Genomic DNA, 20,374 nt, shown 5'->3' with positions numbered 1-20,374 from the left:
CGACGGGAGAGGCGCCCGCCCGGTCCGGGCCGCCCGCGCGTGTGACGGACGGGAAAGCCCGTGCGGGGCCTTACCTTCGCGGGTGAACGAGGAGGTTTTCCCTTGCCCATGCTCTCCGCGCCGAAGGCGACCCGGCGGCCGCTCCCCGCGCCGGGAATCCGCCGGCGGCTGCCCGCCTGGACCGCCGTGACGGTCGCGGCGGTCCTGCTGGCCGGATGTTCGGACGGACCGGCCGACGGAACCGGTACCGACGAGAGGTCACCGGCGGCCACCGCCACCCGCTCCTATCCGCCGTCGTCCCCGCCCGTGACCATCCCCGCCGTACGGAAGTTCGAGAGCGGCCGGGGGCCCGGCTGGCGGCCCGGCTCCGGCAGCCGTGTCGTCGCCGACCCGGACGGTCCGCTGGCCGACGAGGCCCGGACGGTCGCCGCGGAGCTGGACCTGCCCCGTCACGACGGCCCGGCCCGGCGCGGCGACCTCGAACTGGCCATCACCCGGGAGCAGAAAGGCGGGGCCGAGGCGTACCGGCTCACCACCCGCGACGGCCGCGTCCGGATCACCGGCTCCACCGACGCGGGCGTCTTCTACGGCACCCGCACCGTTCTGCAGGTCCTGCGCACCGAGGGCACCGTCCCCGAGGGCACCGTCGACGACCGCCCCGACCGCGCCCAGCGCGGACTGATGCTCGACATCGCGCGCAAGCACTTCACCCCGGAGTGGATCGAGGCCCGCATCCGGGAGATCGCCGACCTCAAGTTCAACCAGCTCGGTCTGCACTTCTCCGACGACCAGGGCTTCCGCATCGAGAGCGACTCGCACCCCGAGATCGTCTCCGAGCAGCACCTCACCAAAAAGCAGCTGCGGCGGATCCTCGACCTCGCGAAGCGGCTGCACGTCACCGTCATCCCCGAGATCGACTCGCCCGGCCACCTCGGCGCCGTCCTCCGCGCGCATCCGGACCTGCAACTCCGCAACGCGCAGGGCGTACCGGTCCGGGGCGCCATCGACATCACCAAGCCGCGGTCGGCCGAGCTCGTCGACGACCTGCTGCGCGAGTACTCCGGCGTCTTCCCCGGCCGGTACTTCCACCTCGGCGCCGACGAGTACCGCGCGCTGATGGCCGAGAACCCCGAGGCCGCCTACCCGGGCCTCGCCGCGCAGGCCCGCCGCGACTACGGCTCGGCCGGGCGCGTCCAGGACCTGGCGACGGCCTGGCTCAACAACCGCGCCGAGACGGTGCGGAAGGCGGGCAAGCGGCCCAAGGCGTGGAACGACGGCTTCTTCAGCGGCGGATCCGTACGGCCCGACGAGGACATCGAGGTCGAGTACTGGACCGGCAAGGAGATCGGCGCCCGGCCGCCGGCGGAGTACCTCCGCGAGGGCCGCAAGCTGGTCAACCTCAACGACGAGTATCTGTACTACGTGCTCGGCGAGCCCAACCAGTTCACCTATCCCACCGGTGAGCGGATCTACAAGAGCTGGACCCCCGCCGTGCTGCGCGGCACCGAGCCGGTGCCGGCCGCGCTGTCCGGCCCGGACCGGGTGCTCGGCGGCCGGCTCGCCGTCTGGTGCGATCTGGCCGGCGCCCAGACGGAGGCCCAGGTGGCCACCGGGATCCGGATGCCGCTGCGGGCGGTCGCGCAGAAGCTGTGGGACCCGCGGAAGCCGTCGGCGAGCTGGACGGAGTTCCGTAAGCTCGCCGACCGCCTGGAGGCGGAGCGGGAGGAGAGGCCGGGCGGCTGACGGGGCCGGGTCGCAGCGGCCGGGCGGCGGACGCGGTCCGGGGGCCTGCCGGGCTGAGATGGGCGCGGCCCGGGCGGCGGACGGGGTCCGGGCGCCCGCCGAGCCGAGGTGAGTGCGGGCCGGGCGCCCGCCGGAACGGGTTGCCCGGGCCGGCGCGGCCTCAGGGCTGCCGGGGGCGCCTGACCGTCCGGTCCGGCGTGCCGGGCCCGGTGCCGCCGGTGCCGGCGGCCTTCGCCGACTTGGCGGCCTTCGCGGCGCGCTTGGTCTCCTGTTTGAAGGCCCGGACCTCGGCCAGTGACCCGGGTCCGGTGACGTCCGCGGCCGACCGGCGGGCGCCCTCCTCGCCGTACGGGCCCGCCGCCTCCCGCCAGCCCTCCGGCCGCACCCCGTACCGCTTGCCGAGCAGCGCGACGAAGATCTGGGACTTCTGCCTGCCGTACCCGGGCAGCTCCTCCAGCCGCCGGAGCAGCTCGGCCCCGCTCCCGGCTCCGCGCCACACCGCCGCCGCGTCCCCGTCGTAGTGCTCGACCAGATGGCGGCACAGCTCCTGCACGCGCTTGGCCATCGAACCGGGGTAGCGGTGCACCGCCGGCTTCTCCGAGAGCAGCGCCGCGAAGGACTCCGGGTCGCGGGCGGCGATCTCGTGCGCGTCCAGGTCGTCGCCCCCCATGCGCCGCGCGATCGTGTACGGGCCGGTGAACGCCCACTCCATCGGGACCTGCTGGTCGAGCAGCGTGCCGACCAGCACGGCCAGCGGGCTGCGGGCGAGCAGGGCGTCGGCCTCCGGCTGCTGGGCGATGCGCAGGGTGATGTCGTCCATCCGGTCATCGTCCGGCCGCGGGCCGCCGGCCGCCCGCCGACACGCCCGCCCGGCGGCCCGAGCGGCACGGGACCGGGGGCGGTCCGGGCTCCCCGGGCGCGGCGGAGTGGGAACGCCGGTCCGCCCCCTCCCCTGTGAGGGGCGGACCGGCGTGCGCGGTGCCGGAGAGTGAGCCCCGGTTCCGCAAACCGTCACGGCGTCCGCACGCCCCGCCGGGCGGAACCCCGCCCGGCTGCCCGGTGGCCGCGGCCGGCGCCGCCGCCGGCGGCGCCGTGCGGCATCACACCCGAATCACCGGCGCCGTCCTACCCGTTCAGCGCTGCGTGTCCGCGGAACGTCACAGCGTCCGCACCCGGGGGCCGGTGTGACGTTTGCCACTCCGTTTGCGCTGGTGCCGGTGGACGGGCCGCCACGGAGGGAGATCACGATGGGTTTCTGGGGTTACTTAGTCGTCGGCAGGAGCGACCGCGAACTGGCGGAGTGCTCCACGCTCGCGCCCGGCCGGGAACGGCTGGAACTGGCCGAAACCTTCGCCGACGGCTGGCAGTTGTGGCAGCACCCGAGCGAGCCGGGGCTGGGCGACCTCGACGACGTGGCCGGCGCCCTGGCGAGGGAGACCGGCGCTCCGACCCTGCTGGCGTACGTCATGGACGGCGACTGCGCCGTTCTGGAGGGCGCCGGTCCGGTCCGCGGCTCCTGGACGGCCTGCCTGGGACGGACCGCGCTGGCCCGGCACGTCGGCGAGAACGAGATCGTGCTGGACGACGTCTTCCCCTCCCCGGCGGGCGCCGCCGCCCGTGCCGCGGGGTGGGCCGCGGCGGCCGGGCGTACGGTGGACTCCCGGCGCCTGGCCGATGTCCTCAGCGCGGAACCGGACCCGGATGTCGAGAAGCTCTTCCACGAAGTCCTGGAAAAGCTCGGCATCCAGGCCGCCGGGGCGTGAGGATGTCACCTCCGGGTGAATCAGCAGTCCGGCCCGCGTGACCAGAGGGCGGGCCAGTGCCCGGATGCGTGACAGCGGCGGACGAAGAGGACAGCGTGGGCAAGCGTGGGGAGCGCCGACGTACGCAGCAGGGTGACGACGGAGGGCTCGGGGAAGCCGTCGAACGCGCCCAGAACGGCGATGAGGAGGCATTCACCCTGCTCTACCGGCTGGTTCAGCCGAGGCTGCTCGGCTATGTACGGGGCCTGGTCGGCGACGACGCCGAGGACGTGACCGCCGAGGCGTGGCTGGAGATCGCCCGGGACCTCGGCCGGTTCCGCGGCAACGGCGACGGTTTCCGGGGCTGGACGGCGACCATCGCCCGGCACCGCGCCCTGGACCATCTGCGCCGGCAGCGCAGCCGTCCGCGCACCGCCCTGCTGGAGCAGGACGTGCTGGAGCTGCCGGGCCGTCAGGACACCGAACGGGAGGCGCTGGAGACCCTGTCGACCGAGGAGGCCCTGGCGATGGTCGCCGAACTGCCGCGGGACCAGGCCGAGGCGGTGCTGCTCCGGGTGGTCGTCGGCCTCGACGGCCCGGCGACCGCCCGTGTGCTGGGCAAACGCAGCGGCGCGGTCCGCACCGCCTCGTACCGGGGGCTCAAGAGACTGGCCGGGCAACTCGCGGACCGGGCGTCGGCGGGGGGCCGGTCCGTGACGACTCCCGCCTCCCGGACGCTTGGGGAAGTGGAATGAGCGGGCACCGACACCCCGACGGGAGCAGCGTGAACCGGAAGAAGGCGGAGCGTTTGCTGAACCGTGAGCCCTCGGGTGTCGCGGGAGGCGCCGCCGGCTCCGACCTCGACCGGCTGCTGGCGGCGGCGGCCCGTCCCGCCGCGGGCGATCCGGAACGCGCCCGGATCCACGAGGAAGCCGCCCTGGCGGCCTTCCGCGCCGCCCGCGTCCCGGGGACAGCCGGTACGGAGCCGCGCCCGCAGGACGACTGGCGGCCGGGGCGGCAGCGCGGACTGGCCGGCCTGTGGGCGCGGCACCGCCCGGCGAAGGCGGTGGTCGGCGGCGTCGTGGCCGGGCTCATGCTCGGCGGCGTGGCGGTGGCCGCCGGCACCGGAGTCCTCCCGGTGCCGTTCGTCTCCGGGGACGAGCCCGGCGGCTCCCGGCCCGGAGGAGACGGTACGGAGAGCCCGGGGCAGCCGGGACCGGGCGGGCCGGACGGCTCCCGACCCGACGGCCGGGACCGCCACGACGACGGCGCCGCGGAGAAGGACGCAAAGGCCCTGCGGAAGCTGTGCCGGACATACGACAAGGCGAAGGGCGGCGGCAGCGGCAAGGGCACCGGTGAACAGCTGAGCCCGGAGGCCCGGGAACGGCTCGCCGCGGCGGCGGGCGGCGAGAACCGGGTGGGCGACTACTGCGACTGGCTCACCGGCCCCGGTGCCACCGGCGGTGCGGAGAACGGAACGGCCGGTGACAGCGCCGGGAACGGCAACGCGAACAGCGGCGGCAACAACGCCAACAGTGGCGGCACCGGCAATGCCAACAGTGGCGGCACCGGACACGCCAACAGCGGGGGGAACAACGCGAACAGCGGCGGCAACAACGCGAACAGTGGTGGCAACGATGCCAACAGCGGCGGCACCGGCAATGCCAACAGCGGCGGCAGCGAGAACGCGGGAAGCAACGCCAACAGTGGCGGCAGCGCCAACGACACCACGAGCGGCACCTCCCGCGGCAACGCGGTCGGGGGCTCCAACGGCAACGCGAACAGCGGCGGGAACGGCAACGGGAACGGAGGCGGGAACGCCAACGGAGGCGCGAACGCGAACGGAGGCGCGAACGCCAACGGAGGCGCGAACGCCCGCGAGCGCGGCAATGCCGGTGGTGCCCAAGGGGCCGGCGGTGACGGGGACCTCCTCCGGGCCGGCAACGCCGACAGGTCCGGTACCGCCGCCGAAGCCCGCGAGAGAAGGGCCGGCCGGCGGACGGGCCCTCCCCGCCGCCGCCGGGACCGGGGCGGCCCGGGAGAGCCCGGGGACGGCGGCGCCCCCGCACGCGGTGGCGGTGATGCGTGAGCGGCAGGCCCGCAGCCACCGCCCGTCGCGGGACGAGGCGCGGGACGCGACCCGGCAGGGACCGCGGCACCCCGGAAAGCGGCACCGCGGAAAAGCGGCATCCCGGAAAAGAGGACGACCGGGGTCGCCACCCCCCACAGGAGAGACCCCGGCCGTCGTTCTGGAGGACCCGTCGGGGTCCGTACTCCCTTCAGCGCCGGCCGAGCGATTTGTGTCACAGTGCCGTCCGGCCCGGCCCGCCCGGCCCACCGCCGGGCCGGCCGCCCGCGGCCCGTGGCGTGATCCCGTCCATGGAACCCGGCCGTGGACTGGAACGCGCAACTACCCGTAGCGTTCGTGGGAGTGGCACTCGCCGGGGCACTTCCGCGACATGACCTGCGGCCCGGAGAGGCCGTACCGCCACCGGAACGTCCGGCGGGTTCACGGAGCCGTGTCTCCGGGACCTGATGTCGGAAGTCCGGAAATAGTCAGGCAGGATGAAAGCGTGCTGGGGGACGACGCGGAGCTGACCGCCGCAGTGCACGCGGCACAGGACGGAAGCGAGACCGCCTTCCGTGCTGTCTACCGCGCCGTGCACCCGCGGTTGCTGGGCTATGTCCGGACACTGGTCGGCGAGCCCGACTCGGAGGACGTGACATCCGAGGCCTGGCTGCAGATAGCCCGGGACCTGGGCCGGTTCAGCGGCGACGCGGACCGCTTCCGGGGCTGGGCCGCGCGCATCGCGCGCAACCGGGCGCTCGACCACATCCGGATGCGCGGCCGGCGCCCCGCCGTCAGCGGCGACGAGACCGAACTGGCGGACCGAGCGGCCGACGCCGACACCGCCTCCGAGGCACTGGAAGCCCTCGGCACCGGCCGCACGCTCCGGCTCATCGCCCAGCTCCCGCAGGACCAGGCCGAGGCCGTGGTGCTGCGGGTCGTCGTGGGGCTGGACGCGAAAAGCGCGGCCCATGTGCTGGGCAAGCGCGCCGGCGCGGTGCGCACGGCCGCCCACCGGGGCCTGCGGCGGCTCGCCGAACTCCTCGACGAGACGGCGGCCGCCGACGGCGTCCCGGCCGTCGGCGAGCGTCCCGCACACCAGGGCGGACTGGACGGCGTGCCTCCGCAGCGCGGCCCGAGAAGTGATACGGCGGCGGCCGGTGTGACGGAAACGTATGTGCGGACGCAGAAGGACATGTGATGGCCGACAACCGCTACAGCTGGCTCGACGAGGACGCCGCGGAGCGGTTGCTGCGCGGCGAGCCCCTCGACGTGCCGGGCGCCGGAGCCGGTGACGGCCCGGCGCGGGAGCGGGCCCGAAGACTCTCGGCCGCCCTCCAGTGCGTGGCGGACCCGGCCCGGCTGCCGGCCGGCACGGATGACGAAGGCGCGTTCCTCTCGGAGGCCGTCGTCCTGGCCGCCTTCCGCGAAACGGCCCCCGGCGCGCAGGCGCACGGCGCGGGACCCGGCACCCGGGGCCGCTCCCTGTTCCGTCTGCCCCGCACCACCGCCGGGGGCGGCCGTCGGACGTCCCTGGGGCGGCCGCTGCGCGCGGGCATCGCCGCGGCGCTGGCGGGCTGCGCCCTGGGAGGGGTCGCGGTCGCCGCCGGCACGGGGGTGCTCCCGACACCGTTCAACCACTCCGTCGAGCCGGGGCCGACCGGCAGCGCTCCCGGCACCGGCAGCGACCCCTCCACCCCCGGGCACGGTGCGGGCGGTACGGACGGCGAGTCGCCGGGCGACGGCCACGAACCCAACGAGCACGGCGAGAAGAGCCCCGGCACCGGGGGCCACGGCGGCACGAAGGGCCTGGGCGGCGAACAACAGGACCGGCCCGGCGACGGCGAGGACGGCACGCTGGACGGTATACCCGGTCACCCCGGCTTCGGCGACGAGAGAACCCGCGGGGCCGCGATCGTGCTCTGCCGGAAGTACACGGCGGACACACTCGACGGGAAGACCCGCGAACGGCTCGAAGCCGCCGCGGGCGGACCCGCGGCGGCGGGCGACTACTGCGCGCGGCTGCTGAACACCACGGACGACAACGATGCCGGGGGCTCCCGCGAGGGCTCCGGCTCGGACACGCGCTCCGGCAAGGGGACGGATCCCGGGGGCTCGGGCGCGGTGCCGGGCTCCGGCTCCCCGGCCGACCCGTACACCGGTGCCGGCCCCGGCACCGGAAACCCGTCGAGCCCCGGCAGCGGCCACGACGGCGGAGAGAGGGCCGGTGACCGCGGGGACACCGCGGACCGGCCCCGGACCCTGCGTGACAGGTCCCGCGCCGGACGCGAGGACCGTCCGGCTCGCGATGACCGCTCCGGCCGTGATGGCCGCAGCCGTGGGGGCCACCGGGACAGCCGGTCGAGCGGTCAGGGGAACAAGCAGGCGAACAGCCCGGCCGGCGGTACGGCGAGCAGCCAGTCGAACGGGCAGGGCAGCACGCGGGGAATCACGCAGTCGAACAGCCAGGAGAGCGGCCAGGGGAACGGCCGGGCGAACAGCCGCTCTGCGAACGGCCGTTCGGGCGGGTCGGCGACGGAGCGGGACGCCGCCCCGGCCGGCTCCGCGTCGCACGCTTCACCGTCCGGCAGGCCGGAAGGCGCCCCCACGGCAGCGGCTTCCCCGACGCCGGCTAGACACCGGACGCGGATCGGCACCGGGCGCGGCCCCGCCCCCGGTCCCCGGAGGCCCGCCGCCCCGCCGCCTCTGGCTCCGTCCCCTTCACCGTCACCCCGGCTTCCGCCGGTCCCCTGCGCCGGCCGTCCGCGGCCTCGGCCCGGCAGACCTCGCCCGTCATCGGGCCGCTGCCGGGCGGACCTGGCCGGACGGCGCCCCGACTACCGCAGGGCGACAGGGCGGCAGGGCGACAGGGCGGCGACGCGGGCGGGGACGCGGGCGGGGACGCGACGGCGTGCGGGCGACCGACTGCGCCGCGGCGAGTACGGGGCCGAGGCGACGGGCCGTGGAGAGGTTGTCCCAGGAGACCGTGGAGACCGGTGGTCCCGGGAGCCCGCGGAGAAGAGAGGGGCCGGGGAGAAGAGAGGGCGCGGGCAGGGCCGGGGGAACGTGCCCCGCCCGCGCCATGCACGGAGCCTCAGGTACGGGGGGAACCCGGGCTCACGTGCCGCCGATGACCAGTCGGCTCACTTCTAACTGCGCCCCCCGGTCGAAAAACGTCACACCTGACGCCGAAAAAATGTGCCCATCCCGCTGGGTCCACGGATCGCGGCACGACAACCCGGCCCGAAGCAGTACGAACGCACCGGCTCGGACGGGTACGAAGGCGCGCCGGGCCACCGCGGGACGGCAGGCAAGCGAGGGCCCCGTGGCTGCCGTCGGTCCGGTCTTGCCCGGTGGTGGCCGGAACCCTCCCGCGGTGGTCCGGCCCGTCCGTGGCCCTTCGCTCCGCCTGCGTCGCCGCACGGATGAGCCCATGCTGGTCTCTGTGAGCAAGGTCCCAGCGTGCGGGCCTCCACGGCACGTGCGCCGCGCCGCTACAGTCCGTGGCGGACCCAACCGACTACCGGTGAGTACCGGGCGGCGGCACCCCACCCGCTCTACAGGAGGCAAGGCGAACATGGCGCGCGAGTCCGGCAAGAAGCGAATGACCGAGTCCGGGCTGCCCATCGAGCCGGTCTACGGGCCGGACTCGCTCAAGGACTGGGACGCGGACGAGCGGCTCGGCGAGCCCGGCTCGTACCCCTTCACCCGCGGTGTCTACCCCACGATGTACACCGGGCGCCCCTGGACGATGCGCCAGTACGCGGGCTTCGGCACCGCCGTCGAGTCCAACGCCCGTTACAAGCAGCTGATCGCCAACGGCACCATGGGCCTGTCGGTCGCCTTCGACCTGCCGACCCAGATGGGCCACGACAGCGACGCCCCCATCGCGAGCGGTGAGGTCGGCAAGGTCGGTGTCGCCATCGACTCGATCGAGGACATGCGGATCCTGTTCGGCGGCATCCCGCTGGACAAGGTGTCCACGTCCATGACGATCAACGCCCCCGGCGCGCTGCTGCTCCTGCTCTACCAGCTCGTCGGCGAGGAGCAGGGCGTCCCGGCGGACAAGCTCACGGGCACCATCCAGAACGACGTGCTCAAGGAGTACATCGCCCGCGGCACCTACATCTTCCCGCCCAAGCCCTCCCTGCGGCTGATCGCGGACATCTTCAAGTACTGCAGGGCCGAGATCCCGAAGTGGAACACCATCTCGATCTCCGGCTACCACATGGCCGAGGCCGGTGCCTCGCCCGCGCAGGAGATCGCGTTCACCCTGGCCGACGGCATCGAGTACGTCCGCACGGCCGTGGCGGCCGGTATGGACGTGGACGACTTCGCGCCCCGGCTGTCGTTCTTCTTCGTCGCCCGGACGACCATCCTGGAGGAGGTCGCCAAGTTCCGCGCCGCGCGCCGGATCTGGGCGCGGGTGATGAAGGAGGAGTTCGGCGCCAAGAACCCCAAGTCGCTGATGCTGCGCTTCCACACCCAGACCGCCGGGGTACAGCTCACCGCGCAGCAGCCCGAGGTGAACCTGGTCCGCGTCGCCGTGCAGGGCCTGGGCGCCGTCCTCGGCGGCACCCAGTCGCTGCACACCAACTCCTTCGACGAGGCCATCGCCCTGCCGACCGACAAGTCGGCGCGGCTGGCGCTCCGCACCCAGCAGGTTCTGGCCTACGAGACGGATGTGACGTACACCGTCGACCCGTTCGCCGGCAGCTACGTGGTGGAGTCGATGACCGACGAGGTCGAGGCCGCGGCCCTGGAGCTGATGCGGAAGGTCGAGGACATGGGCGGCGCGGTCAACGCCATCGAGCGCGGCTTCCAGAAGAGCGAGATCGAGCGCAGCGCGTACCGCATCGCGCAGGAGACGGACAGCGGCGAACGGGTCGTCGTCGGCGTCAACCGCTTCCAGCTCGACGAGGAGGAGCCGTACGAGCCGCTCCGTGTGGACCCGGCCATCGAGGCGCAGCAGGCCGAGCGGCTCGCCAAGCTCCGGGCGGAGCGCGACCAGGACGCGGTGGACGCGGCGCTGGCCGAGATGCGGGCCGCGGCCGAGGGCACCGACAACGTCCTCTACCCGATGAAGAAGGCGCTGGCGGCAAAGGCCACGGTCGGCGAGGTCTGCAACACGCTGCGGGAGGTCTGGGGGGCGTACGTCCCCACGGACGCGTTCTGATCCCGCTGCGACACGAATCGACACGACATGACGCGGCCGGGGCCGTCCCGCCGGGCGAGGGGGACGGTCCCGGCCGGGTCATGTCCCGGTTGCGTGACTGCCCGGCTCCGGGGTCGGGGCGGGGCCGGGGCCCGGGCGTTCGGCGGGCCGCCCTGCGGTGGCATCCGGCACCCGGGATCCGCCTGACGCGCAACCGTCTTTGTGTGCGAAACTCCGCTCATGCTGGGAGTCACCGATCTTCCGACGTATCTGGTCGGACTTGCCCTGATCATCCTGCTGCCGGGGCCCAACAGCCTGTACGTGCTATCGGTCGCCGCACGCCGCGGGGTGCGGCGCGGTTATGCGGCGGCGGGCGGGGTCTTCTGCGGGGACGCGGTGCTCATGCTGCTGTCCGCCGCCGGTGTCGCCTCGCTGCTCCAGGCCAACGCCCTGCTCTACAGCATCGTGAAGTACGCGGGCGCCGGCTATCTGACGTGGCTGGCGGTCGGCATGCTGCGCGCCGCCGCCGGGATGTGGCGGAAGCGGCAGCGACGGGAAGGGGATGCTCCGGGGAGCACGGCGGGCGCCTCGACCGGCACCGCGACCGGTGCTGCCGGTATCGCCACCGCAGGCACCGGCACTGGCACTGGCACTGGCGACGGCACTGTGACCGGCACCGCCGCCCCGGCCGAGCGGCCCTTCCGCCGGGCGCTGGTGATCAGTCTCCTCAACCCGAAGGCGATCCTGTTCTTCGTCTCCTTCTTCGTGCAGTTCGTGGACCCGGGCTATGCCCATCCCGCGCTGTCGTTCCTGCTGCTCGGCACCTTCTGCACCCTCTTCAGCTTCCTGTACCTCACCACCCTGATCCTGGGCGGCAGCCGGATCGCCGAGCGGTTCCGCAGCCGCAGCCGGCTCTCCGCCGGTGTCACCTCGGCCGCGGGCGCGCTCTTCCTGGGCTTCGCGGTGAAGCTGTCCCTCAGCAGCGCCGCGGGCTGACGCGGCCCCGGGTTCGGGCCCGAGGCCGGGATCGGACTCGGGATCGGACTCGGACTCGGACTCGGACTCGGGCGGCGTGAACTACGGCGCCAGCACGTCCAGTTCGGCCATGGCGCCGACCGTGATCTCCCGGGTCAGCCGTTCCGCGCGTTCCTCGTCCCGGGCCCGTACCGCCTCCGCGACCTGGACGTGCAGGGTGACGGCGGCCGGGTCGGGGTCGCTGAACATCACCCGGTGCTGGGTGCGGCCGGTCAGCACCTCGGCCACGACGTCGCCCAGCTTGGCGAACATCTCATTGCCCGAGGCCCGCAGCACGACGCGGTGGAACGCCACGTCGTGCACCAGATAGGACTCCAGCTGCCCGCCGCGCGAGGTCGCCACCATGCCCAGCGCGTGCCCGGTGAGCTCCGCGCACTGCTCGGCCGTCGCCAGCCGGGCGGCCAGTCCGGCGGCGACGGGTTCGACCGCCGAGCGCAGCACGGTCAGCGAACGGAGCTGCCGCGGCCGGTCGGTGCCCGCCAGCCGCCAGCGGATCACCTGGGGATCGAAGACGTTCCACTCCTCTGTGGGCCGCACGGTGACCCCCACCCGGCGCCGGGACTCCACCAGCCGCATCGACTCCAGTACGCGCACCGCCTCCCGGACGACGGTCCGCGAAACGTCGAAGCGCTGTTCGAGCTGGTCCGTGCGCAGCACCGTGCCCGGCGGGTACTCACCCGACGCGATCGCGGGGCCGAGCGTCGCCAGCAGCTTCGCGTGCAGTCCCCGCTCCTTGCCGCTGGTCATGCGTCTGCGTCTCCCCGTGTCCGGATCACTCCACCGAGTGGAAGCAAGCCTACGGCTCGGTTGGCGCTCTCAAGTTAAGTATGTCTTTTAGATGACGAACTCTTGAATACGTCATACATATGAGCTTGAGTGTGCTGCGGCGCCGGACGGCGGAAGCGGTCCGCGGACCTCTCCCCGGCACCGGACCGCGGCTGCCCGGCAGTACTGCGGCACCGTGCCGCCGGGCAGGGATGGCGGACAGGCGCGATCCGGTGACGGCCGGCGGCGCCGGCCGCAGCGCCGGGACGGCCGGCGAGACGGCCGGTACCGGTGTCCGTCACCGATCGTCACCGACCGCCACCGACCAACCGGCAGAGACAGCGAGGTAGTGATGCCCACCCCCCACGTCGTGGTCGTCATGGGTGTGTCCGGCACGGGCAAGACGACCGTCGGCCGGCTCCTGGCGGACGAGCTCGGCGTCCCGTACGCCGAGGCGGACGACTTCCACCCCCCGGCCAACATCGAGAAGATGAGCGCCGGCATCCCGCTCGACGACCGGGACCGCGAACCCTGGCTCGACGCCATCGGGACCTGGGCGCACGGCCGTACCGGCAAGGGCGGGGTCGTCAGCTGCTCCGCCCTCAAACGGGCCTACCGCGACCGGCTGCGCGCCGCCGCGCCCGGACTCTTCTTCCTCCATCTCGCGGGCGACCGCGACCTGATCGCGCAGCGGCTCGAACAGCGCCGGGGCCACTTCATGCCCGGGGCCCTGCTGGACTCCCAGTTCGCCACGCTCGAACCGCTGCGGGAGGACGAGCAGGGCGTCACGGTGTCCGTCACCGCGGAGCCGGAGGAGATCACCGCCCGCGCGGCCGCGGCCCTCCGCGCCCTGCCCGCACCACCCGTTCCCCCGCCCTCCCCACAGAGACACCGGAGAATCCAATGGAGCGTTCTCATGGAAGCGATTGACCCGGCCTACGGCACGGCCACCCTGCTGCTCATAGCGGCGGGAGCCGTCGCCCTGCTGCTGTTCCTGATCATGAAGGTGAAGCTGCACGCCTTCGTGGCGCTCGTCCTGGTGAGCGTTCTGACGGCCCTGGTCGTCGGTTTCCCGCTCGTAGACATCCCCGCCGCCATGATGTTCGGCTTCTCCAGCACGCTGGGTTCGGTGGCCCTGCTCGTCGCCTTCGGCGTGATGCTGGGACGGCTGATGGAGGTCACCGGCGGAGCACAGGTGCTCGCCGACACCCTGATCGGCCGGTTCGGGGAGAAACGGGCCCCGCTCGCCCTCGGCGTCGCCGCCCTGCTGTTCGGGTTCCCGATCTTCTTCGACGCCGGTCTGGTCGTCTTCCTGCCGATCATCCTCACCGTGGCCCGGCGCTTCGGCGGCTCCCTGCTGCTGTACGCGCTCCCCGCCGCGGGTGCCTTCGCGGCCATGCACGCGATCGTCCCGCCGCACCCGGGCCCCGTCGCCGCGGCCGAGGCGCTCGGCGGCAGCGTCGGCGTCATCCTGCTCGTCGGCATCCCGGTCGCCGTGGCGTCCTGGTACGTGGGTGTCCTGCTGGTCTCCCGCTATCTCGGGGCGCGCATCGACGTCTCCGTGCCCGTCGCGCTGTTCGGTGAGGTCAACGACGGGCGCGGGCAGGGAGCGGGCGACGGCGAGAAGGAGACCGGAGACGGCACCGGCTCCGATGCGGCGGCGCGGATGGACCGGAAGCCGCCGTCCTTCCGCACCGTCCTGCTGCTTCTGCTGGTGCCGCTCGTCCTGATCTCCTTCGACACCGTCCTCGACACCCTCACCGTGACCGGAGTTCTGGAGGAGGGCGAGAGCTGGGCCGCGTTCCTCAGCCTCCTCGGGCACACCCCGGTGGCCCTGCTGATCACCGTGCTCGTCGCGATCGCCGTCCTCGGCCGGCCTCGGGCCCGGATGACAGAGGTCACCAAGATCCTCGACGACGCCCTGGGGCCGATCTGCTCCATCATCCTGATCACCGGAGCCGGCGGCATGTTCGGTGGCGTCCTGCGGCTCAGCGGCATAGGTGACGCGCTGAGCGGCTCCCTCGCCGATCTCGGTATCTCGCTGATCGTCCAGGCGTTCGTCATCGCCACCCTGCTGCGCGTGGCGCAGGGCTCGGCGACGGTCGCCCTGACCACCACCGCCGGTCTCATCGCCGGCGCGGTCGCCGAAGCCGATCTCGGGGACTTCCGGACCGCGCTCATAGTCATCGCCATCGCGGCGGGGGCGACGGTGCTGTCGCATGTGAACGACTCCGGCTTCTGGCTGGTCAGCCGCTTCTTCGGGATGGACGAGAAGACGACGCTGAAGACCTGGACGGTGATGGAGACCACGCTCGGCCTCTCGGCCTTCGTGATCGCGCTGGGCTTCTGGATGGTCGTCTGACGGGAGTTCCCGTCAGTCAGTCCTGTCTGTCCGGCCCGGCGAGCCTGGCCCCGCCGGTCCCGGCGAGCCCGGTGGCTCGGCCGGGGCCGGCGGGCTCCGGCGCCCGGCCCAGTCCCCGGCCCGGCCCTGCCCGGCCCGGCCGTAATGCCTTCGACGGGCCCGTGTGCGTCCGGCAGGATTCCGTCATGGAAACGCGCGACTCGCACTACTGGCCGCTCTACGGACTGCGCATCACCACCCCGCGCCTTGAACTGCGCGTCCCGGACATCGCGTTGCTGGACGCGCTGGCCGCCGTAGCGGCGGACGGGGTGCACGACCCGGCGGAGATGCCGTTCTCCTTCCCGTGGACGGACGGAACCCCCGAGGAGCGCGGCCGCTCCACCTTCCAGCACGTGCTGCGCACCGTGGCGGAGTGGAGCCCCGACAAGTGGACGCTGAGTCTCGCGGTGCTCTGTGACGGCCGAGTCGTCGGCCGGCAGGACATGGTGACCAGCGACTTCGCCGTGACGCGCGAGGGCGAGACCGGCTCCTGGCTCGGTATGGCCCACCAGGGCAAGGGCATCGGCACCGAGATGCGTGCCGCTGTGCTGCACCTGGCTTTCGAGGGGCTGGGTGCCCGAGCCATGACCACGGGAGCCATGACGGACAACCCGCGGTCGATCGCCGTCTCCCGGAAGTGCGGCTACCGCCCGGACGGCGAGACGGTGCTGGCGGTACGGGGGGAGGCCCGGACCCTGCGCCGAATGCGTCTGGACCGCGCCGGCTGGGAGGCCCGCCGCACCGTTCCGGTGGAGGTCCACGGCCTGGAACCGTGCCGTGAACTCCTCGGCCTGCCCCGGGAGTCCGCCCCCTTCAGCGGGACGGGATGAAGGGCCGCGGCCCGCGCCGCCGAAGCGGTCGTGAAGGTCGGGGACCGCGCCGCCCTGCGTAGCGCCTCCTCCCCGGCACAGCTCCTGTGCGGACCCGACCTTCGGCCGACCCGGGAGGAGAGCAGCCCCGCGGCCGAACAGGCCACCGGGGCGCCCGACGGTATGGCGCGCGGCGCGCGGCGCCGTGGTGTGCCGAGGGGGTGCGCGGAAGGCCGAGGGCGGAGCCGGGTCGGCGTCAGGGCACGGTCAGGACGCGGGGGCCGTCCTCCGTGATCGCGACGGTGTGCTCGACATGGGCCGCCCGGCTGCCGTCCGTGGTGGACAGCGTCCAGCCGTCCGGTTCGGTCCGGTAGTCGTCGCCCCCGCCCGCCATGAACATCGGCTCCAGGGCCAGCACCAGGCCGTGGCGCAGCGGGAAACCCCGTCCGGGACGGCCGCGGTTGGGGACGTGCGGGTCCTCGTGCATGCGCCGGCCGATGCCGTGTCCGCCGAAGTCCCGGGGCATACCGCAGCGGGCCGCCAGCGCGACGGACTGGATGGCGTGCGAGATGTCGCCGATCCGCTGGCCGGGGACCGCGGCGGCGATCCCCGCGGCGAGCGCTTCCTCGGCGGCCCGGATCAGCTCCAGATCGGCCGGCCGGGGCGCGCCGACGGTGAAGCTGATGGCGGCATCCCCCGTCCAGCCGTCCAGCTCCGCGCCGCAGTCGACACTCACCAGATCACCGTCCCGGAGCCGGTCATCGGTTGGGATTCCGTGGACGACGGCGTCGTTGACGGAGGTGCAGATCACCGCCGGAAACGGGGTGGGCGCGAAGGACGGCCGGTAGCCGAGGAAGGGTGAGCGGGCCCCGGCTTCGGACAGCACGGCGCGGGCCGCCTCGTCGAGTTCGCGCAGTGACACCCCCACGCCCGCCGCTTCCCGGGCGGCGGCGAGCGCGTGGGCCACGACGCGCCCGGCCTCCCGCATCGCTTCCAGCGCCGTATCGGTCTTGATCTCCACCATGTCCTGCGACACTCCGTCTCCACGCCGTCGGCACCGGTCGTACGGCCGAGCGCACCCGTAAGGGTGTGCGCGGCATGGCACGACACGGCGCCGTCGTCCAATTCTTATACCGGTATTAGTATCACGGCATGGTGAGAACTCCTCTGAGTCCGTGGGAATGGCAGCGCGGTGAACGGTTCGGCGCGTTGCTGCGCCGGGCCCGTGGCGACCGCAGCATGGTGGAGGTCGCCGCGGCGGCCGGAGTCTCGGCGGAGACGCTGCGCAAGATCGAGACCGGCCGGGCCCCGACGCCCGCCTTCTTCACGGTGGCGGCACTGGCCGGAGTGCTGGGACTGTCCCTTGACGAGTTGGCCGCGTCCTGCGCGGAGGACGCGGGCAGTGAGCAGGAACGGGCGTTGTCCGCATGAGGCGGCAGGGTGAAAGTGAGGGTGAGGGCGTGGATCAGGGAGCGGGCGAGGGAGTGGGCGAGGGTGTGGATCAGGGAGTGGGCGAGAGAGCGGGCTAGGGCGTGGTCGTCTACTGGCGGCCGGGCTGCCCGTACTGCATGAAGCTGCGCTTGCGCCTGCGCTTCGCGCGGCTCCGGTACACCGAGGTGAACATCTGGCGGGACGAGGAAGCCGCGGCCTTCGTCCGCTCGGTGGCGAACGGGAACGAAACCGTGCCAACGGTGACCGTGGCAGGCCATCCACTGATCAACCCGTCGAAGCGGCAGTTGATGCAGACCGTCGAGACGTACGCCCCGCACTTGCTGGCGTAGACGGGCCCGACCGGCGGGCTCGCGGCTGACGCGCCCGCCGGTGCGAGGTGGGCGCGCGGTTGGCGCGAGGTCGGTCCGAGGCCGGTGCGCGGTTGGCACACGGCCGGTCGGTGGATCGGCGGGTCGGCGGGTCGGCGGCGGGTCCGTCGGTTCGTGGCGCGGGCCGGGAACGGCCGGGCCTTCGACGCGGTTGGGGGCGGTCGGCGGTCGGCGGTCGGCGGTCGGCGGTCGGCGGGTCGGCGGGTCGGACGAGTGGCGGGTCGGCGAGTGGCGGGTCGCGGGCGCGGCCGAGGGTGAGCTGCGGCCCGGTGGCGGGCTGGGGTTACGGCGCCGGGTGGGCGGCGCGGTGGTGGTGGCGGGTGCGTCGCGGGCGGCGGGTGTCGTTTTGGTGGGTGTTACGGCATCCGTGCTGGGGTGGGCCGGTGGTCGGTCGTCTATCCGGTGCCGTGCGCGCCCGGGGTCGTTGGGAAAAGCGGTGGCGTGGCTGGTGCCGGTGGGTGGTTGAGGGGGCACACGCGTGCCTGAGCTTCTCGGCTTTCCCGTTCGTCGTGGCGGGCTGTCGGTGGTGGCGGTGGTGTCCGGCTGTCGTGGCTGCTGCGGGGTGTCGGCTGCCGCTGGGGTCGGGGTCTGGGCGGTGGCTCTTCCGGGTGGGCAAGCTATGGCCGGGGGCGGTCGCTCACGGTGATGACACCCGGCTGAGGAGGCGCCGCCCGGGCGCGCGTGCCCTGTCCCTCGGCTCTGCCGCTGCCGTGGCGGGCCCTCGGTCGTGGTGGCGGTCGTGGGTGGCGTTGCTGGTGTTTGGTGTGGGCCATGGGTGGAGTTCCCGGGTCCGCTTTCGATCACTCGTTCGGGTGGTTCCATGCTCTGGACCTGGATTCATCACCGTCCGTGACGGAAAATGGGGGGTATGAACTCGCTTCGTGAGGGCGGGAGTTCACGCGTGTGATCCGGACGGGGGACATGATGCAGGCCACGCTGCTCGACCACGACGACACGGCCGCGACCGGGGACACCGTCGGGGTGCCGGAACAGCCGGTGACGGCGGATGAGTGGGCCGCGCATCTGGCGTCGGCCACCCCGGGGCCGCAGACGGCGGCGATGCTCGGTCTGCTGGAGCGCGAGCAGCTCTCCACCACTGGGCGGATCGATGCCCTGAAGGCCTGGGAGCGGCATGTGGCGTGGATCCAGGCCCAGCAGGTTGGTCTGCTGGCCGATATCGAGGCCGATGCGCTGGACGCGACGCCGAATGAGATCGGCTGGGTGGACTATGACTGGAACTTCGCCTGTGAGGATGTGGCCTGTGCGTTGAAGCTGTCGGGGAACACGGCCGCGGACCGCCTGGCGGTCGCCACGGCCCTGGAGGGGCGCTTCCCCACCACCGTCAGCCTGTTGGAGCGCGGGGAGATCTGCTATCTGCAGGCGAAGGCGGTGGCCGAGGTGACTGGCACCCTCGACCCCGAGGCCGCCGCGAGGGTGGAGGCGATGGTCGCGCCCAAGATGCCCACCCAGTCCGTCGGCCAGACCCGGCGCGCGCTGAACCGTGCGGTGCTGAAGGCTGATCCGCAGGGGGCCGAGCGGCGGCATCGCCGGCGGCGGGAGGACCGGACGATCTGGCACCGGGCCGCCGAGGACGGTATGGCCACCTGGACCGCGTTCCTCCCCGCCCCGCAGGCCGCGCAGCTGGACGCGGCCGTCGACGCGCATGCTGCCACGTTCACCGAGGACGGGCGCACCCTGAATCAGAAGCGGGTGGATGCCCTGTATGACCTGGTCGTCAACCGCCCCACCGGGACGGACACCCCCGCCGGAGGCACAACCCCGGGCGGCCGCTCGGCGGCGATGGTGCAGGTGACGGTCTCCCTCGACACGTTGATCGGGGTGGATGAGGAGCCCGGACAGCTCAAGGGCTACGGCCCGGTCAGCGCCACCGCGGCGCGGGAGGTGGCTTTCGCTCCGGGCACGATCTGGCGCCGTCTGATCACCCACCCGAAGACCGGCCTGCTGGTCAAGACCGACCCGACCACCTACCACCCCACCGCCGAAACCGAACGCCACGTCATCGCCCGCGATATGACCTGCACCTTCCCCTCCTGCCAGATGCCCGCCCACCGCTGCGACCTCGACCACATCCAGCCCTTCGACCACGAGAATCCAACGGCGGGCGGGGCGACGGAGCCGGGCAATCTGATGCCGCTGTGCCGACGCCACCACCTGTTGAAACACCGCACCCGCTGGCAGGCCGAACGCAACCCGGACACCGGCGAAGTCACTTGGACCGCGCCGACGGGCCACACCTACACCAACCCACCCCACACCCCCACCCACATCACGTAGCCCCCGCCCCCGGCAGCTACCGGCGCCAGCCCCTCCGCCGCCACGCGGAGGGGCCCACACTCCTGCCCTAAACCCGAACCCACCCCGGGTAACCATCGGGCGGGCAATACCTAACAGCGGCCACACGCACACCTCGGCGTCCATGCGCACCGGCGACGGCAGGCACCTCGGCATCCACGGGTACGAGTTGCTCCCAGCCCTCACCGACCGGCTACCGGCTACCGGCAAGGGGAGAGAACCGAGCCCGCCACGCCGTCACCCGCCACGACCGTCACCACCGACAGCCCGCCACGACGAACGGGAAAGCCGAAGAACTCAGGCGCGCGTGTGCCCCCTCAACCACCCACCGGCACCAGCCACGCCATCGCTTTTCAAGACGACCCCGGGCGCGCACGGCACCGGATAGACGACCGACCACCGGCCCACCCCCAGCACGGATGCCGTAACCCCCACCAGAACAACACCCGCCGGCCCGCGACGCACCGGTCACTACCATCGCGCCGCCCACCCGGCGCCGTAAGCCCAACCTGCACGGCACCGG

The 20,374-nt window shown here is 73.3% G+C and carries 16 protein-coding genes; 12 read left to right on the top strand and 4 right to left on the bottom strand.

Annotated elements, in window-relative coordinates; genetic code table 11:
- The first annotated feature begins 108 nt into the window (after nt 1-108).
- Complete coding sequence (locus tag E4N63_RS12210; protein WP_230242453.1) at nt 109-1,743, top strand: glycoside hydrolase family 20 protein; 1,635 nt, start codon at nt 109-111, stop codon at nt 1,741-1,743.
- A 160-nt stretch (nt 1,744-1,903) separates the two neighbouring features.
- Here E4N63_RS12210 and E4N63_RS12205 read toward each other — a convergent pair whose 3' ends face one another.
- Complete coding sequence (locus E4N63_RS12205) at nt 1,904-2,563, bottom strand: HhH-GPD-type base excision DNA repair protein (RefSeq protein ID WP_230240638.1); 660 nt, start codon at nt 2,561-2,563, stop codon at nt 1,904-1,906.
- Nucleotides 2,564-2,990: 427 nt separating this feature from the next.
- Here E4N63_RS12205 and E4N63_RS12200 point away from each other — a divergent pair, with 427 nt between their 5' ends.
- The 4 genes from E4N63_RS12200 to E4N63_RS12185 all read left to right on the top strand — a co-directional run bounded on the left by E4N63_RS12200 (nt 2,991) and on the right by E4N63_RS12185 (nt 6,754).
- Nucleotides 2,991-3,506: a hypothetical protein gene (locus E4N63_RS12200; protein ID WP_125624873.1), complete on the top strand. Its 516-nt coding sequence runs from the start codon at nt 2,991-2,993 to the stop codon at nt 3,504-3,506.
- A gap of 95 nt (nt 3,507-3,601) precedes the next feature.
- Nucleotides 3,602-4,240 carry an RNA polymerase sigma factor gene (locus E4N63_RS12195; protein WP_125624875.1) on the top strand — a complete coding sequence of 213 codons (639 nt, stop codon included), beginning with the start codon at nt 3,602-3,604 and terminating at the stop codon, nt 4,238-4,240.
- Nucleotides 4,237-5,574 (top strand): hypothetical protein, encoded by a 1,338-nt coding sequence (locus E4N63_RS12190; protein WP_230240637.1) that lies wholly within the window; start codon nt 4,237-4,239, stop codon nt 5,572-5,574. Before E4N63_RS12195 ends, E4N63_RS12190 begins: the two co-directional genes overlap by 4 nt.
- Before the next feature lie 484 nt (nt 5,575-6,058).
- Nucleotides 6,059-6,754, top strand: a complete 696-nt coding sequence (locus tag E4N63_RS12185; protein ID WP_230240636.1) for an RNA polymerase sigma factor — start codon at nt 6,059-6,061, stop codon at nt 6,752-6,754.
- 1,168 nt (nt 6,755-7,922) lie between these two features.
- On the opposite strand, the gene E4N63_RS12180 is transcribed toward E4N63_RS12185, so the two are convergent.
- Entirely contained in the window at nt 7,923-8,162 is a 240-nt protein-coding gene (locus tag E4N63_RS12180) for a hypothetical protein (RefSeq protein WP_230240635.1), read from the bottom strand.
- Between the two features lie 968 nt (nt 8,163-9,130).
- On the opposite strand from E4N63_RS12180, the gene E4N63_RS12175 reads away from it, so the two are divergent.
- Together E4N63_RS12175 and leuE are read left to right on the top strand one after the other, a co-directional pair.
- Nucleotides 9,131-10,729 carry a methylmalonyl-CoA mutase gene (locus tag E4N63_RS12175; protein ID WP_125626904.1) on the top strand — a complete coding sequence of 533 codons (1,599 nt, stop codon included), beginning with the start codon at nt 9,131-9,133 and terminating at the stop codon, nt 10,727-10,729.
- A 219-nt stretch (nt 10,730-10,948) separates the two neighbouring features.
- On the top strand, nt 10,949-11,704 hold the full coding sequence (gene leuE / locus E4N63_RS12170; RefSeq protein ID WP_230240634.1) for a leucine efflux protein LeuE: 756 nt from the start codon (nt 10,949-10,951) through the stop codon (nt 11,702-11,704).
- An 81-nt stretch (nt 11,705-11,785) separates the two neighbouring features.
- Here the strand turns inward: leuE and E4N63_RS12165 are convergent, their stop codons facing one another.
- Nucleotides 11,786-12,490 (bottom strand): FadR/GntR family transcriptional regulator, encoded by a 705-nt coding sequence (locus E4N63_RS12165; RefSeq protein ID WP_125626902.1) that lies wholly within the window; start codon nt 12,488-12,490, stop codon nt 11,786-11,788.
- 370 nt (nt 12,491-12,860) lie between these two features.
- Here E4N63_RS12165 and E4N63_RS12160 point away from each other — a divergent pair, with 370 nt between their 5' ends.
- Both E4N63_RS12160 and E4N63_RS12155 read left to right on the top strand, forming a co-directional pair.
- Nucleotides 12,861-14,870 (top strand): gluconate:H+ symporter, encoded by a 2,010-nt coding sequence (locus tag E4N63_RS12160; RefSeq protein ID WP_230240633.1) that lies wholly within the window; start codon nt 12,861-12,863, stop codon nt 14,868-14,870.
- Nucleotides 14,871-15,055: 185 nt separating this feature from the next.
- Entirely contained in the window at nt 15,056-15,739 is a 684-nt protein-coding gene (locus E4N63_RS12155) for a GNAT family N-acetyltransferase (RefSeq protein WP_230240632.1), read from the top strand.
- A gap of 235 nt (nt 15,740-15,974) precedes the next feature.
- On the opposite strand, the gene map is transcribed toward E4N63_RS12155, so the two are convergent.
- Nucleotides 15,975-16,742: a type I methionyl aminopeptidase gene (gene map, locus E4N63_RS12150; protein ID WP_230242452.1), complete on the bottom strand. Its 768-nt coding sequence runs from the start codon at nt 16,740-16,742 to the stop codon at nt 15,975-15,977.
- Between the two features lie 128 nt (nt 16,743-16,870).
- Here map and E4N63_RS12145 point away from each other — a divergent pair, with 128 nt between their 5' ends.
- From E4N63_RS12145 to E4N63_RS12135, 3 genes are all read left to right on the top strand, one after another.
- A complete protein-coding gene (locus tag E4N63_RS12145) occupies nt 16,871-17,149 on the top strand; it encodes a helix-turn-helix domain-containing protein (RefSeq protein WP_125625768.1) in 279 nt (92 codons plus the stop codon).
- Between the two features lie 101 nt (nt 17,150-17,250).
- The gene (locus tag E4N63_RS12140) at nt 17,251-17,499 is read left to right on the top strand and encodes a glutaredoxin domain-containing protein (RefSeq protein ID WP_308188682.1); all 249 of its coding nucleotides are present in this window, start codon (nt 17,251-17,253) and stop codon (nt 17,497-17,499) included.
- Between the two features lie 960 nt (nt 17,500-18,459).
- A complete protein-coding gene (locus tag E4N63_RS12135) occupies nt 18,460-19,833 on the top strand; it encodes an HNH endonuclease signature motif containing protein (protein ID WP_230240631.1) in 1,374 nt (457 codons plus the stop codon).
- Nucleotides 19,834-20,374: the final 541 nt, after the last annotated feature.

This window comes from Streptomyces sp. MNU89, assembly GCF_020982505.1.
GTDB lineage: Bacteria > Actinomycetota > Actinomycetes > Streptomycetales > Streptomycetaceae > Streptomyces > Streptomyces xinghaiensis.
Note: the sequence above shows the minus strand (reverse complement) of the source record. Positions and strands in the feature narration are given on the sequence as shown.

Coding starts and splice junctions, on each gene's coding strand:
- E4N63_RS12210 (WP_230242453.1), top strand. CDS start 109: ATGCTCTCCGCGCCGAAGGCGACCCGGCGGCCGCTCCCCGCGCCGGGA.
- E4N63_RS12205 (WP_230240638.1), bottom strand. CDS start 2,563: ATGGACGACATCACCCTGCGCATCGCCCAGCAGCCGGAGGCCGACGCC.
- E4N63_RS12200 (WP_125624873.1), top strand. CDS start 2,991: ATGGGTTTCTGGGGTTACTTAGTCGTCGGCAGGAGCGACCGCGAACTG.
- E4N63_RS12190 (WP_230240637.1), top strand. CDS start 4,237: ATGAGCGGGCACCGACACCCCGACGGGAGCAGCGTGAACCGGAAGAAG.
- E4N63_RS12175 (WP_125626904.1), top strand. CDS start 9,131: ATGGCGCGCGAGTCCGGCAAGAAGCGAATGACCGAGTCCGGGCTGCCC.
- leuE (WP_230240634.1), top strand. CDS start 10,949: ATGCTGGGAGTCACCGATCTTCCGACGTATCTGGTCGGACTTGCCCTG.
- E4N63_RS12165 (WP_125626902.1), bottom strand. CDS start 12,490: ATGACCAGCGGCAAGGAGCGGGGACTGCACGCGAAGCTGCTGGCGACG.
- E4N63_RS12160 (WP_230240633.1), top strand. CDS start 12,861: ATGCCCACCCCCCACGTCGTGGTCGTCATGGGTGTGTCCGGCACGGGC.
- E4N63_RS12155 (WP_230240632.1), top strand. CDS start 15,056: ATGGAAACGCGCGACTCGCACTACTGGCCGCTCTACGGACTGCGCATC.
- map (WP_230242452.1), bottom strand. CDS start 16,742: ATGGTGGAGATCAAGACCGATACGGCGCTGGAAGCGATGCGGGAGGCC.
- E4N63_RS12145 (WP_125625768.1), top strand. CDS start 16,871: ATGGTGAGAACTCCTCTGAGTCCGTGGGAATGGCAGCGCGGTGAACGG.
- E4N63_RS12135 (WP_230240631.1), top strand. CDS start 18,460: ATGATGCAGGCCACGCTGCTCGACCACGACGACACGGCCGCGACCGGG.